The sequence below is a fragment of the Paenibacillus sp. LBL genome (assembly GCF_029893715.1).
Classification (GTDB): Bacteria; Bacillota; Bacilli; order Paenibacillales; family Paenibacillaceae; genus Paenibacillus_AQ; species Paenibacillus_AQ glucanolyticus.
The window spans coordinates 103,100-117,613 of record NZ_JARXYU010000008.1 but is presented as its reverse complement, the minus strand read 5'-3'; the positions used below and the strand labels follow the sequence as shown (position 1 = coordinate 117,613).

Below are 14,514 nucleotides of genomic sequence, written 5' to 3'. Positions count from 1 at the left end.
TATCTAAATAAACATCTAGGAGACTCCATTTATGAGCTTGAAACACAATCTGCTTCGCAAGAAGCCGATCCCTAATATGCAAGGTGGGGAAGTACGTTCCGCATTAAAAAAACAACTCAGTGCCATGGACCTTATCATCCTCGGCGTGGGTTCTATCGTGGGAACAGGGATTTTTGTATTAACCGGCGTCACCGCCGCAACCCATGCCGGACCGGGATTAATCGTTTCGTTCCTGCTGGCGGGGCTGGTGTGCGCCTTCTGTGCACTCTGCTACGCAGAATTCGCCTCCACCGTACCGGTGGCGGGCAGTGCATATACGTACAGCTATTCAACCTTTGGCGAAGGTTTTGCCTGGCTGATGGGCTGGGACCTGCTTCTGGAATACGGCTTCGCCAGCGCTTTGGTATCCAGCAGCTGGTCTGGTTACGTCCAGAGCATCCTCGCGGGCTTCGGGATACATCTGCCAACCGCGATAACCAATGCCTTTAATCCGGCCAACGGTACCTATGTGGATGTGCCCGCTGTATTTATCGCGCTTCTGATCACGTGGATTGTATCGCGCGGAGCCAAGGAATCGACAAGGCTTAACACCTTCATGGTTTATCTGAAAGTTGCCGTCATTCTGCTGTTTATCGGCGTGGGGATATTCTATGTAGAACCGGATAACTGGACGCCGTTCCTGCCATTTGGCATGGAAGGTGTCATGACGGGAGCGGCCATTGCCTTCCTCGCCTACGTGGGTTTTGATGTCATTGCAACGGCAGCCGAAGAAGTCAAGCATCCACAGAAAAGCCTCCCGATCGGCATTCTGGGTTCCCTGCTGATTGTGTCCGTGTTATATATTGCGGTTACCGCGGTGCTGACAGGACTCGTACCATACAACCTGCTCAATGTGAAAGACCCGGTTGCCTTTGCGCTGCTCTACATCGAGCAGGACTGGATGTCCTATTTCATCTCGCTGGGGGCCATAGCTGGACTCACCACCGTGCTGATGGGTGTCATGTTCGGACAGTCCCGACTGCTGTATGCACTCGGCCGGGACGGACTCCTGCCGAAACGGATGAGCTCGGTCAATCCGAAAACGAAGTCGCCGGAATTCAGCACCTGGGTGTCCGGTATCAGCATCGCCCTGCTGTCCGGCTTTGTCCCCCTTGGCAACCTGGCGGATTTGGCCAGCATCGGCACGCTTTTTGCCTTCATTACCGTCTCGCTCGGCATCATTGTGCTGCGCAAAACACATCCGGATCTAAAACGCACCTTCCGCGTGCCGTTTGTGCCTTGGCTGCCTTTGATTGCTGTTGCCAGCTGTCTCTATCTGCTGACCACGCTGCAGTGGATTACCTGGATCGGGTTCATTGTATGGATCGGACTCGGTGTCGTCATCTACGCTATATACGGATACAGGCATAGCGCATTGTCAAAAGGCGACTCATCCGGTTACGAGTAGATCACCCTTACAGGATAGGATGTCAAACCACTTGGGATGATAGGAATAACCGCCGGACGTTAGAGCACCTCTGTTTATTGGTTCAGACAACATTCTTTGATTAGAGCAATTTGCCTGCTCAATCTGAGCAAGGGTACGCAAAATAGCGGTGTGTGGATTAAACCCATACACCGCTATTTTTTATGGAATATGCTGCTGTACCCGATCACCGTTATTTACCGAAAAACCGTTGTTTACAGAATACCCGTAACTGTTGATAAGTCTGCTCGTTTTAGAACTATAGGGCAGTTGGTTGTCTAACGGACTAAAGAGACGCTATTGGATGGAAAAAGTAGCTTTTTGAATTCTAACGGACCTGATAGGCGTTATTTAGCCAATCTGATGGGAATTGGCATTCTATCGGGCTGCATAACGACGCTGGTGTCCGTTACGTTCATAATAGAAGCTAATTAGCGCAAATAGCGCTTCTGGAGTCCGTTAGAGATGGAGCTGGTGTGCATGAGAGTGTGCCGAAATGTTAGATCAAGCTAATTAACGTAAATAACGCTTCTGGTGTCCGTTAGATGGAGCTGATGTGCATGAGAGTGTGCCGAAATGGCAAATCAAGCTAGCTTCCAGAAAGTGTACCCCAATGTTGGATGGAGCTAACCATCCACAAAGTGCATCCTAATGTCCGATTGAGCTCACGTCCAGAAGACACCAGCCCAGTGGACTGGTCTAACGGACTGGAGAGACGCTATTGGACGGAAAAAGTAGCTTTTTGAATTCTAACGGACTTGAGAGGCTTTATTTAGCCAATCTAATGTGAATCGGCCTTCTATCTGGCCTCATAGCGACGCTGGTGTCCGTTACGTTTACTATATAAGCTAATTAGCGCAAATAACGCTTCTGGAGTCCGTTAGAGATGGAGCTGGTGTCCCGAGAGCGTGCCGTATATGTTAAATCAACCTAGCTTCCAGAAAGTGCATCCTAATGTCCGATTGAGCTCACGTCCAGAAGTACACCTACACCAACCCCAATGGACTGGTCTAACGGACTCGAGAAACGCTATTGGGCGGAAAAATTAGCTTTTTGAATTCTAACGGACCTGAGAGGCGTTATTTAGCCCATTTGATGGGGATCGGCCTTCTATCAAGCTGCATAACGCCGCTGGTGTCCGTTACGTTCACTATAGAAGCCAATTAGCACAAATAGCGCTCCTGATGTCCGTTAGAGATGGAGCTGGTGTACATGAGAGTGTAGCGAAATGTTAAATCAACCTAGCTTCCAGAAAGTGTAACCCAATGTTAGATTGAGCTCACATTCAGGAGTACACCAGCCCAGTGGACTGGTCTAACGGACTGGAGAGACGCTATTGGGCGGAAAAATTAGCTTTTTGAATTCTAACGGACCTGAGAGTCGTTATTAAGTCAATTTGATGGGAAATGTCCTTTTATCTGGCCTCATAGCGACGCTGGTGTCCGTTACGTTTACAATAGAAGCCAATTAGCACAAATAACGCTTCTGGAGTCCATTAGAGATGGAGCTGGTGTGCATGAGAGAGTGCCGGAATGTTAAATCAAGCTAATTTGCACAAATAACGCTTCTGATGTCCGTTAGGTGGATCTGGTGTTCATGAGACCATGCCGTAATGTTAGATCAAGCTAATTAGTGCAAATAGCGCTCCTGAGGTCCGTTAGAGATGGAGCTGGTATGCATGAGAGTGTGCCGAAATGTTAAATAAAGCAGAAATCCAGAAAGTATAGTTAGCGCAAATAACGCTTCTGAGGTCCGTTAGAGATGGAGGAATGTGCACCCCCATGTCAGATTGAGCCAACATTCAGTCCGCTTATCGTGCGCTGTACCTAACTTGCAGTTTCTGTACAGAATCAGAGTAATCAGCAGCTCTTCATCCATTCTGCGACTTAGGCCAGCGACTCTCCTCCCAGAGGTTACACCTTGACCGTGGCGTTTACACTTACAGGCGCTTCCGCCTCCTGGACAGGTTCCTTGGAAATCGGAAGCTTCATGCTGATGAAGGACGACAATAGGAAGAGGGCTCCCGCCGTGAAATACACCACAACAATCGAGGTTGCCGACATATACCATCCCGTAAACCCGGAGCCGATCAGCATCATGCCGGTAAAGACCGGCATCATCACGCCACCCAGCCGACCGATGAATTTCTCATCCACCTGCTGCATCATTACCGCCATTAATACGGTTTGAGCCATCGCCATCAGCACCCCGGTCAAAAATCGCATCGTGCCGGTCAGCATCGGCCACTGGGACAGCACCTCTACAAAGGTTGAGAGTCCCAGAAACGAAAGCCCTGCAAACAGCAAGTAGGTGCCTTTTACCTTACCTGCAATAACAGCGGCGATCAGTCCGCCAATCAGCATGCCCAGACCTTCCAGAGCCGTAAACCACTGGACGCTGGACATATCCAGCTGGAGCCGCTCCGTTATGACAAAGATATCCAAAGGCTGTACGAGTCCGCTGCCAAGCGCCAATACCATGTAGACCACGAGCAGCACTTTCAGCAATCGACTGGAAGCGATGTAAGAAAATCCGGCCTTCATATCCTTCAGTAAAGAACGGGCAGATTCTGTGGTATCCGGTGCGTGATCTACACTCGAAGGGAGGAAGGTTAATACGATCGCTGAAGCAGCGAACAGAACCAGCAGGCTTATTAATGAAGCTAGAAGGCCAAAAGTTTGATAAATCGTCGTTCCAACCATGGGACCCAAAATAATAAACAGCGACATCAACGTCTGGGATAAAGCTGTAGCCGCTGGCACGTGTTCATCCGGCAGGCACCGCTTGATGATCTTCATCGACGAAGGCTGCGAAAATTGCGACACAACCGCTGATACCAGCGTAACGGCAAACACCGCCTGCCAGTATCCCGCTAATACCACGAACAGAATAAGCAGGATAGATAAGAAGCTTAACACGTCGCCCCATATCATCGTCCGCTTCGGCCGCCAACGGTCTGCCAGCACGCCACCGATCATGGAGATGACAAAAATCGGTACGTACTCAATGACCGTAAGCAGCGATACGGCGACCGGGTCATGGTTGCTCTTTTCCATAATGAAGAACAACAGCGCCATGTTGCGGATCCAGATCCCTATATTTTGCATAAAATCAGAGACCATAAGCAGTACAAACGCACGGTTTCCAAACAATTGCCTCATGTTTCCATCCCCCCCTAATATAAAACCGACTGTTCGGTTTAAGTATAATTACAGAAACGCCTTTTGTCCGTTCCAAGAACGATAACACGCTTCTGATTATTTTTTGATGTAAACTACGGCCTTCCATTCGTTAACACACCTTTTAAAAAGTACGTAACGCCCTTGCGGTATAAAATCCTTGATTTCTCCTGGGATCGTTCATAGTAAGAAATCGACAACCCATCCAGCAGCGCTCCAAAAATAATAGAGATCTCATCGATATCCCCTTCCGATATCCGTCCCTCGCGCGCACCCTCCAGCATAATCTCTCGGTACAGCGTACGCGGACCCTGCAAAATAGCAAGCATCTCGGCCACAATCGTCTTATTCTCCGGCTGATTGATATAGAACTCCTCCGCAATCTTGGTCAGCGGATTCTGAAAATCATCAACCATATGATCGGCTATTCCATACAGCTTCTCTTCGAAATTGGTGTAATGGGCTATTTTATCGTTCCAGCCTTCCATCCATTCCTGATTCTGCTTTGCCAGCAGCTTGACAAACAAATCTTCCTTACTTTCGAAGTGATAATAAATACTGCCCTTGCTGGCACCTGTATATTTGACCAGTTCATCCATCGATGTAGCCGCATACCCGCGCTGAATGAACAGCTCTTTCGCTTTATCCAGAATCAAATCCCGCTTTCGCTGCGCTTTTTCTGAAGACATAGATGTAAGCACTCCTTGTCTGGAATAACGATCTTAGCCGCAAAGCCAAGACCTTTCCCTTAATAAAAATGAAAGTCAAGGTTCATGGAATCCATCCCCTCACAAGAAACCGACTATGCGGTTTACTCATAATCATACTGAAAACATCTCCCCGTGTAAAGTCAGCAACAGATGCACAGAAAAAAAAGGGTTCTGCCCTGCCCAGCAAAATCCCTTCCATCTCACAATCAATTCTAATGAAGCTTCCATTATTCCACTGTCCAAATAGCCCTTCCTTCTTTCATCGGATCGCCGTAACTTAGCTGCAGCCCCTGAACACCCTGCTTCACTTCGTACGGAATTTCACCTTTTAATTCTCCGCCTGGTGCAACCGTACCATCCAGCATCTTCACATCATCCGTAATAGGGACCGTGTAGTTTAGATCACTCGAATCCGTCAAGGAAAAAGACAGCGCTGATGATATGACAAGCGGCTCCTGTCCATTGTTCTTCACAGTAAGCTCGACAACCTTAAACGTATGGCCAGCCTGAGGCTTTAAGTATTCATCGCCTTCCGAATCGCGTACGCTGTTCAGCGTAATGACCGCGCCGTGATAATCCACCGTGTCGCCCACAGCCGCAGGCTCGCCAATCGGTTTCACATCTGTATTTGCAGTTGATTCCTTATCCTCTTGGATCGGTTCTGTAGACGATTCTTCTGCAGACGGATCCTTCTCATCCGCCCCCTCGTTACCCACAACGGCCGGTGGAGTCTCTGCCGGGGAATCGGCCTGATCATTGGAACAAGCAGCTGTCAGCAGCATGGAAAACAACACAGCCGCGACCATCATAACTTTTTTATTCATTCCATTATCCTACCTCTCTGAAAGACTATATCTAAATGTGCGGACCATTTCCATTTCGCCTTAAAAACCCTGAATCCTTCATAAAAACATAAATCGATCGATTCCCTTTTATGGAAGACGGAAGCGTTTCAGAAGAAGTTTTGCTTGCGCGATTATTCTTAAACAAGAAAAAGACCCCCGAATCAGGGGGTCTTCCAACGTTGTCTCATTAAGAATGTATCGGAGCTTTCGTCTCGATCTCAGGCAATGCCTGCAAGCCAGCCGTGTTCAGGAAGTTCCACGGCTTGTTGTAATGCGGCTGGAAGAAAAAGTCGATGAATGCCAGCTCGTCGATAGTCATGCGATTCTGTATGCATACCGACAGCGTGTTGATGGACTGTGTCATATCCACTCTGGAAATGATCTGCGCACCCAACATCCGGCGGCTATCCTGTTCATATACCACCTTCAGCGTGACCGGTTCGAAGGTTGGCATAAACTCCGGACGGTAGTGATCCGTTATGGATACTGTCTCCACTTTAAGATCTTCGTCTTTGGCAGATCCTTCGGTTAAGCCTGTCGATGCAATGTTGTGCTCGTATATTTTCAATCCCGAGGTCCCCTGGGTGCCCATATAAGGCGTTGTCGGCTGCACGAGGTTGCGGGCAACAAGCGTACCCATCCGTACTGCATTGGTGGCCAGAGGAATATACATCATTTTCCCCGTCGGATTGTAGAGGACCGAGCAGCAGTCGCCCGCCGCATACACATCCCGCTTGCTGGTCTGCATATATTGATCCACAACGATGGCGCCATTTTTCAACATATCCACTTGCCCCTTCAACAGCTCCGTGTTCGGGCGGAAGCCGATACAGAGGATAACCAGGTCCGTGTCGATCTCACCCTTGTCGGTGATGACCTTGTTCACGTTGCCATCCTCCCCCTGAAAAGAGGTTACCGTCTGACCCATCGCCATCTCGATCCCTTTTTCCCGGAAGGATTCTTCCACCTTGCCGCTAAATTCAGGGTCGAGATATTTGTTCAGAATGCGGTCGGCGCTGTCGATGAGGGTGACCTGCTTGCCGTTCTGCTGGAAAGCCTCTACAAGCTCCACGCCGATGTAACCTGCGCCAACCACCGTAATGCGCTTCGCACCTTGTGCCTTTTCGATGATGGTGTTGGAATGGTTATAGTTTTTGCAGAGCAGAATATTATTCAGATCAATGCCCTCAAGCTTAGGCACAATAGGCCACGATCCAGTTGTTACGATCAGCTTATCAAACGTATCTTCAAAGGTTTCCGATGTAACCAGATTACGAACTTTCAAAATTTTGCGATCTGTATCCACCGAAATAATCTCATGTTTCATCTTGGTCTCAACACCCAGCTCGTCGAGCTTCTGAGGTGAAGAGTAGAACAATCCGTCAGGATCTTTTACAACGCCCCCGACATAAAGCGCGATGCCGCACGACAGGAAAGAGATATTATCATTGCGTTCATAAACGGTAATCTGTGCATCGGGGTAAAGATTGGCGGTATTTACAATGGCGGACGTTCCTGCATGGGTACAACCGATAACGGCAACTTTCATGGTTTTTTCCTCCTCCAAATTTGAAGCTTTATATTTGTTTAAGATGAGCTGTTTTGACTGGATTCATGCTTGGTAACCCTTGATGAACTTAAATGCAGCGACTGGAAATATTATTGTGAATATTTTCACTTTATAGTCTCATTATAATGTGATTTATTTCACATATCAATAGGCAATCTCGAATTTCACACATTGTTCATAAATTCACATGGTGTGAGTGATGAAAAATATGGACTGATGCGATGACAATTGCCGATGAGATTGACAACGTGAGCATCGTATAAATGGACCTTAAAAACCTCAGCATACCGGCTTCAAATCAGGGCAAGCTAACAGATGTCGTTCCGATAAGTGAGATTAGAAGCATGAGGCCTCAAACAGGTTTTCTTATTAATAACAGAATATGCCCTTTTTGAAACAACCGACAGCGGGTAATGAGTGTGCAGGAGGTGTTTGGAGATGACTACCGTATTTGTTGCTGGAGCCGGTGGAACAACCGGAAGGCTGATTGCGAAGCTCCTTGTACAGAAAGGATATCAAGTGCGCGGTCTCATTCCGGATGAGGATCATAAGCGAAATATGGAGCAGGAAGGTGCAGAAGGAATTGTCGGCGATTTGGCTCAGACTTATTCAGGGGGCCTGAAGGACGTCGATGCCGTTATTTGTGCAGTGGGGGCCGGGGTCACCGAGGATCCGCAGGAGACCGATCAAATCGGCACCGTCCGGCTGATCGAGCAGTGCGTGCTTGAAGGGATTCCACGCTTTATTATGATCAGCTGTATGGAGACCAAGAATCCGGGGAACCTGCCTGAGCTGAAACCATATCTGCTCGCTAAGCATAAGGCAGAAGTCATTCTTGCCGAGAGTACGCTAACTCACACCATCATTCGGGCAGGAGAATTAACGAATCATGAGCCTGCCGGAACAGTTGAAGCGGATTCCAATCTCCCGAAGGCCGGGCCCGTATCCCGTCATGATGTTGCGCATGCCGCGGTGTTATGTCTTTCACTGCCGGAGACGGAGAATACCACGTTTGATCTGATTCAAGGCCAGCGTCATATAGAGGATGCCCTGAAGGAGTTAGCCTCAAGTTAATATATTCGTTCCAAAAGAAAAAACAGGACTGTTCTCCTGCGGACAAATACGCCCTGTTAGGAAACAGCCCTGTTATATTAGCGATATATTCTGCCTTTAACCCAGCAGTGATTCGATAGCACTCTTCATCGATTCAGGTGTGTCGCGCGGTTCGAACCGCTGAACAACGTTACCCTCACGATCCACCAGGAACTTCGTAAAATTCCAGGCGATCTCCCCGCCTTCATTCGGTCCTGGCTGCTCCGATTTCAAATATTGAAACAACGGATGCGCCCCTTCCCCGTTCACATCAATCTTCTCGAAAACCGGAAATTTCACACCATAGTTTATTTGACAGAACGATGCTGCCTCTTCACTTGTCCCCGGCTCCTGTCCGCCAAACTGATTGCACGGGAAGCCAAGAACCTGCAGCCCTTGCTGGCCGTACTGGTCATACAGCTGCTGAAGCTCGCCATATTGTGGCGTAAGACCACATTGACTTGCCGTATTCGCTATAATCAGAACCTTGCCTGAATACTGATCGAGTGAAACTTCCTGGCCTGATGGGTTTGTTGCTTGATATTCATAAACTGACATCTTTGGATCTCCTCCCCGGCTTTGTTTTGAATGGACATTAGACTCCTGCCGTGACGCTGAAGCCTTGTGGTCTCCCTCCATCATACCGAATAAATGCCGTCAAACCAAATCCCGGTTCTGATATGGCCATAAAGAGCATAAAGTGTATCCTTTTGTATCGAATTGAATGGTACTATGAACTGCAGCCTACATTGCATGCTTTGCCATAATGAACGGACATATACTTGATGACAAACAAGCATGTTTAGACAGCAGGCCAGCAGGGTAATGACCCGAGAGGGTTGGATCTTATGTATCCATCATATACTCATACATAAGCGAGGCAAGAGCAATGAAATTATACCCCGAAATGTTTTTATCTCCATGGCATCTCATCGTCCTACTCATGGTCCTGATTGCATTTATCGGACTGATCATGGGCGGATATGACAAGAAGACGGTGCTGCGAAGCACAGGGCTCTCAGCGCTCATCTTCTACTTTATGCTGACGATCCCGATCGGCCTGATCACCCAGGAATCCCTGTACAAGGAAGAAACGATGATACAAAGCCTGGATCAGCGTTATGAGGACAAACAAGCAAACGGTCAGCTTCATGGGACTCAGGATTACGTCATCGCTTATGTCGGTGCATATAAGAATGAGGATGACGCCGATATCGTGGTCTATGCAGGCAACTATCATGCGACTCAAACATTCAGTGGTCATATCCGGGTTTACCTCTACGACAGCGAGGATGAAGAGGTATTTATCAAGACCTACGAAGGCGTGACACTGGAACCGGGTGAGAAGAAAAAGCTGGATTCCACGTTCACCAGCCACCCCATGGCAACGTATCGATTCCATTATGAAGCGCAGCCCGAGGTATGAGGGCTGCGTTCTTCGTTTATATTATCAAGCTCAAGTTGACAGATGATTTTCTGGCCTGACACCTGCATCATTCGTTTGGGACACAGGCTGGCAGGGCTCTGGGATGGGCGGGAGGTTCTTGATGTCACGGCCTTTGCGCATATGCCTTATACCCAAATAGATAAGAGTAACCACCGGCAGAGACAGCATGGTCATGGCAAGCAGCATGCTCGACATCTGGTAAGAAGGGTCGGTTTCAACTTCGGAGAAGTCCAAAAAAACAAACGTAATGAACGTGACCCCCGGGAAGATGAGAATCTGCAGCCAGCGCATCCATTTCACCAGAACAAAAAACAGAATGGAGAAAAGTCCAAGAAGAAGAATCGGGTACAGCATTTGTTCCGGATCCACGGTACCTTGCTCTGCCGCACGGGTCAACCAGAATGCGATGCCGAACTGAACAGGGAATACCAGCCAGGCAAGCAGCCCCGTTCCGCGAAACGCCGATCTCCGCTTTTGAAGCGCCTCTTCGTATTGGTACAGCTTCATCTCGTATTCCAGCTGATTCAGTTCTTCTTCCGTCAGTTCCCGCTCCTCATCGCTCTCCTGCAAGAGACGGTCCAGATAAGGCCGATATTGCCGCTCTATATTGCCATCGAATGCGGTCTGTTCCAAATCCTCGTCTTCGCGAAGCACATCGGCAACCGATTCATCTGCCAGATCCTGAACGATGATCGAGGTCAGATATATCGGAAGGTCCCGCCGACCTATGACCTCCAGCCAGCGGTTGGCATCCATCGGATCGGTAAAAGGAATGGCCACCGTCCGGTCCCCCTGCTCTCCTGTACCCACGAGATACAGGACTGGCATCAGTTCTGCCATAGGCAGTGTTTCGCTCATTTTGCTCTTCTTATAGGCATAACTAAATGAAAAAATATACCTTCCATAGTATATTTCCTTCACATCGCCGAGCCATAGGCTCCCCTTGAATGAATCTTTTGACTCTGGGTCCCACCTCTCGTACTCCACATGATCCTCATATAACAAGTACTCATCCAGATGTGTGTTGTTCCAGACATGTCCCTTCAAGCTTCTAAACAGCTTAGCTCCCATAAAGATGCCTGCAGGTATGGCAGCTAGACTTATCCAGGACCAAACATGGTTCCAGAGGTACAGCAGAATCAAGGGTCCCATCGTTAGCACCAAGCTAAGGAGCAGCCCCAGCACGTGCATTTCGAAGGTAATCACCCAATAAAAGGGCTGCATTTGGGGTTTTCTCTGCTCATGAATCACCAGAGACATTCAGGTAACTCCCTCCTTATATTCTATTGTTGTTATCGGAGAAAACAATATGTAACGAAAATGAAACAAGGCCCTGCCTCCCATAAATTATGTTTATGGTTTCATGCCGTTGTTCCGAACCAAAAAACCTCCCCCGACAGCGGCCGGGGAAGGTTTTCGTTTCATTCTTCGCCTTACTGAGCCGTACGGTTCTGAGCCAGTTTAACAAGCAGATGAGCCAGCTGATGCTGCTCCGCTTGTGTACCAACCTTCCATAATTCCTGAAGAAGCTTCTCCTCGGAATTACGGGGCTCCTCATTTGCCGCCAGGTAACCTGCTACCTTCTCTGCGGCCTGAGCGAGCTGCTCTTCATTCAAACCGATGCTCTCAGCAAGCTGAATTCGCTTGTTCAAATAGGATTGGAAGGCATCAAAGTCAGCCAGAATCCGCTCCTTATCCCCATCGTCAATTCGGTCCAGCGCATGGTCAACCTTACTCACATCCAGTTCACCATTCTTATTCACAACATGATTATGTTCAGACATGATAACGCCTCCTTGTCTTCGACTAGGTAACGCTCTGTACTTAACCGTGCTCATCCGAATTGAAACAGGTTTCTCCTAAAAATTCCCTCAGTACTTAACGCCCGCCGCGCCGTCCGCCGCCTTGGCCTCTTGCACCGCGGCCTTCGGAATTACGAGTACCGCCTTGACCACCGCGACTGTTCTGACTCCCCCGGCTTTCGGTCCTGGATTGCCCGCGTCCGCTGCTGCTGCCGCGCACTCCGGCCTGTGACGGCCCACGGCCTTCGCCTGCGCGACCCTCGCGGCTGCTGACCCGGCCAGTTCCACGCTCATCCCGGCGTGACGACTCGCCTCTTCCCCGGCTCTGCTCGCCGCGCGCGCTTCCAGAATGGTTACCCCGGCTCCGTCCGGAGCCCGTCCCACGATCCGCACGGCCTCTGCCTTGTCCACGTTCATTATCGGATTCGAGTGAGGAGACACTTCTTGCGTTTCTCGGTCTGCCTGCATCCCTGCCTGAATCGCCAGTGCTTTCCCGAAGGCTGCCAGCACCAGAGTCATAACGCACACGCTTTAAACGCAGGGAAATTCCTTCTTCAATTCGCTGCAGGTCATTAAGGTCCTTGCCAGCCGCGAAGGTGATCGCCATTCCGTTACCCCCGGCCCGTCCGGTCCGTCCGATGCGATGGATGTAACTCTCGACATCATGAGGCATGTCGTAGTTAAATACATGCGTAACGCCTTCCACGTCAAGCCCCCTGGCAGCAACGTCCGTTGCCACCAGCAGCTGCAGCTTGGCATCCCGGAATCGCTTCATCACCGCTTCCCGCTTCGCCTGGGACAGGTCCCCGTGCAGCTCGTCCGACTGGTAGCCATGGGCCAGCAGCGCATCATTCAAGATACTCGCTCTGCGCTTCGTCCGGCAGAAGATAATCGCCAGGAACGGGTTATACTGCTCAATCATCGTACGCAAGGCATCCTGCTTCGAGCGGTCCGTACACTCGACCACTACCTGCTGAATCTGCTCCAGCGGAATCGGGGAGGCTCCTTTAATGACTATATCAACCGGTTGATTCATATAGTTTCCAGCCAGCTGCTTCACCCCGGCAGGCATCGTGGCAGAGAAGAGCATCGTCTGACGCCGATATGGAAGTGCGTGAATCAGCGCCTCCACATCATCCAGGAAGCCCATATGCAGCATCTGATCGGCTTCATCCAGCACCAGCTGTTTGACACCGCCCAGCTCCAGCGTGCCGCGGCGTAAATGATCCAGCAGACGTCCCGGTGTGCCAATGATCAGGTGGCGCCCGCCCTCAAGCTTGCGCAGCTGCTTCTCCACGTCCTGCCCGCCATATACCGCCAGAATCTTAATGCCATCCGGCTCTCCGGCTGTGAGCTTCTTGGCTTCTTCCGTAATTTGCAATGCCAGCTCTCGCGTTGGCGCAATAATGAGCGCCTGCGGATACGCCCGCTTGGGATCGATCTGCTGCAGAATCGGCAGCATGAAAGCCAGCGTCTTCCCGGTGCCGGTGCGTGCCCGGGCGATAACATCTTTTCCATCGATCAGCAGCGGGATGCTCTCTTGTTGCACCGGAGTCGGCACCGTAATTCCCTGCTCCTTCAGTTTCCTTACTCTTTGTTCGTCAATACCCAGTTGTTGAAAGTTCGGCAAACGTTCCACCTCATTTAATTTTTTAGCATCTGTTGCGTTTATCTTCTATACTGGTTTGGCTGGATATCACGCATAACCTGCATTAGTCCCAACAAAATGTCCTTCGGAATCGTTCTAGTTGTAAAGAAACTGACAAACGTCCCTGACTTTGGTAATGTCAACATATAGATATCCAGTTTACACTAAGCGAGGAGGTGCTCCGAAATGAACAACGTACAGCTCATCCTGACAGCACTCATCTTGCTGATCCTGTTCGGCCTTATCAATCTGATGATCAATTACATATCGCGGCGTGACGGGGAGCCCCATGTTCCCTTCCGTAAGAAGCTGTGGCTTATCCCGCTGTTGTCAGCCTTCATTATTATACCGCTTGAGCTCTTCGCTATGTTATATGCGGGATGGTTCCCATTGCCCGACCCAGCGGGATCCGGCGACACCCTTGCCTTCGACAGCAATGGCGTATTGCTGGGCTTCTCGCTCATCGTTCTGATCGGATTCCTGATCTTCGAGAGCCTTATTCACCCATTGGTCATCGCCTTGCTGCGGCTGCTCCTTCGCAAGGACGCCTCCATCTATATCAAGCAAGCCGTTACGATTGCATTCGATACGGTTCTGCTATACATCGTGTCCCTGCTGATACCGGCCATTCCGATCGGAGGCTGGCTGCAATCGCTGTTCATTGCGCTGTTCTTCCACCTGATTGAGTGGATCCTGATCGGGGTCCAAACCTGGGTGCAGCAGCGCAAGCGAGCCAGAGCCGAATCTGCCGGCTAG

Annotated in this window: 12 protein-coding genes; 4 read left to right on the top strand and 8 right to left on the bottom strand. The window is 49.8% G+C overall.

Features of this window, described 5'->3' with window-relative positions; translation table 11 throughout:
* Positions 1 to 31 precede the first annotated feature (31 nt).
* On the top strand, positions 32 to 1,447 hold the full coding sequence (locus M2277_RS18320; RefSeq protein WP_063478030.1) for an amino acid permease: 1,416 nt from the start codon (positions 32 to 34) through the stop codon (positions 1,445 to 1,447).
* Between the two features lie 1,931 nt (positions 1,448 to 3,378).
* On the opposite strand, the gene M2277_RS18315 is transcribed toward M2277_RS18320, so the two are convergent.
* The 4 genes from M2277_RS18315 to M2277_RS18300 form a co-directional block, all read right to left on the bottom strand.
* Complete coding sequence (locus M2277_RS18315; RefSeq protein ID WP_280755309.1) at positions 3,379 to 4,626, bottom strand: MFS transporter; 1,248 nt, start codon at positions 4,624 to 4,626, stop codon at positions 3,379 to 3,381.
* A gap of 113 nt (positions 4,627 to 4,739) precedes the next feature.
* Positions 4,740 to 5,333, bottom strand: a complete 594-nt coding sequence (locus tag M2277_RS18310) for a TetR/AcrR family transcriptional regulator (protein ID WP_280755308.1) — start codon at positions 5,331 to 5,333, stop codon at positions 4,740 to 4,742.
* A gap of 248 nt (positions 5,334 to 5,581) precedes the next feature.
* Positions 5,582 to 6,178, bottom strand: coding sequence for a DUF4352 domain-containing protein (locus M2277_RS18305; RefSeq protein WP_280755307.1), 597 nt, complete (start codon positions 6,176 to 6,178; stop codon positions 5,582 to 5,584).
* Positions 6,179 to 6,386: 208 nt separating this feature from the next.
* Positions 6,387 to 7,748 (bottom strand): FAD-dependent oxidoreductase, encoded by a 1,362-nt coding sequence (locus tag M2277_RS18300; RefSeq protein WP_280755306.1) that lies wholly within the window; start codon positions 7,746 to 7,748, stop codon positions 6,387 to 6,389.
* A gap of 459 nt (positions 7,749 to 8,207) precedes the next feature.
* Between M2277_RS18300 and M2277_RS18295 the strand changes: the two genes are divergently transcribed.
* Positions 8,208 to 8,843, top strand: coding sequence for an SDR family oxidoreductase (locus M2277_RS18295; protein ID WP_036640059.1), 636 nt, complete (start codon positions 8,208 to 8,210; stop codon positions 8,841 to 8,843).
* Between the two features lie 96 nt (positions 8,844 to 8,939).
* Here the strand turns inward: M2277_RS18295 and M2277_RS18290 are convergent, their stop codons facing one another.
* Positions 8,940 to 9,419 carry a glutathione peroxidase gene (locus M2277_RS18290; RefSeq protein ID WP_006206993.1) on the bottom strand — a complete coding sequence of 160 codons (480 nt, stop codon included), beginning with the start codon at positions 9,417 to 9,419 and terminating at the stop codon, positions 8,940 to 8,942.
* A 331-nt stretch (positions 9,420 to 9,750) separates the two neighbouring features.
* Here M2277_RS18290 and M2277_RS18285 point away from each other — a divergent pair, with 331 nt between their 5' ends.
* Positions 9,751 to 10,287 (top strand): hypothetical protein, encoded by a 537-nt coding sequence (locus M2277_RS18285; RefSeq protein ID WP_006206994.1) that lies wholly within the window; start codon positions 9,751 to 9,753, stop codon positions 10,285 to 10,287.
* 30 nt (positions 10,288 to 10,317) lie between these two features.
* On the opposite strand, the gene M2277_RS18280 is transcribed toward M2277_RS18285, so the two are convergent.
* The 3 genes from M2277_RS18280 to M2277_RS18270 form a co-directional block, all read right to left on the bottom strand.
* Positions 10,318 to 11,568 carry a hypothetical protein gene (locus M2277_RS18280; RefSeq protein WP_280755305.1) on the bottom strand — a complete coding sequence of 417 codons (1,251 nt, stop codon included), beginning with the start codon at positions 11,566 to 11,568 and terminating at the stop codon, positions 10,318 to 10,320.
* A 173-nt stretch (positions 11,569 to 11,741) separates the two neighbouring features.
* Positions 11,742 to 12,092 (bottom strand): DUF3243 domain-containing protein, encoded by a 351-nt coding sequence (locus tag M2277_RS18275; protein ID WP_006206996.1) that lies wholly within the window; start codon positions 12,090 to 12,092, stop codon positions 11,742 to 11,744.
* A gap of 94 nt (positions 12,093 to 12,186) precedes the next feature.
* A complete protein-coding gene (locus M2277_RS18270) occupies positions 12,187 to 13,740 on the bottom strand; it encodes a DEAD/DEAH box helicase (RefSeq protein WP_280755304.1) in 1,554 nt (517 codons plus the stop codon).
* Between the two features lie 204 nt (positions 13,741 to 13,944).
* Here M2277_RS18270 and M2277_RS18265 point away from each other — a divergent pair, with 204 nt between their 5' ends.
* Positions 13,945 to 14,514 carry a hypothetical protein gene (locus M2277_RS18265; protein WP_280755303.1) on the top strand — a complete coding sequence of 190 codons (570 nt, stop codon included), beginning with the start codon at positions 13,945 to 13,947 and terminating at the stop codon, positions 14,512 to 14,514.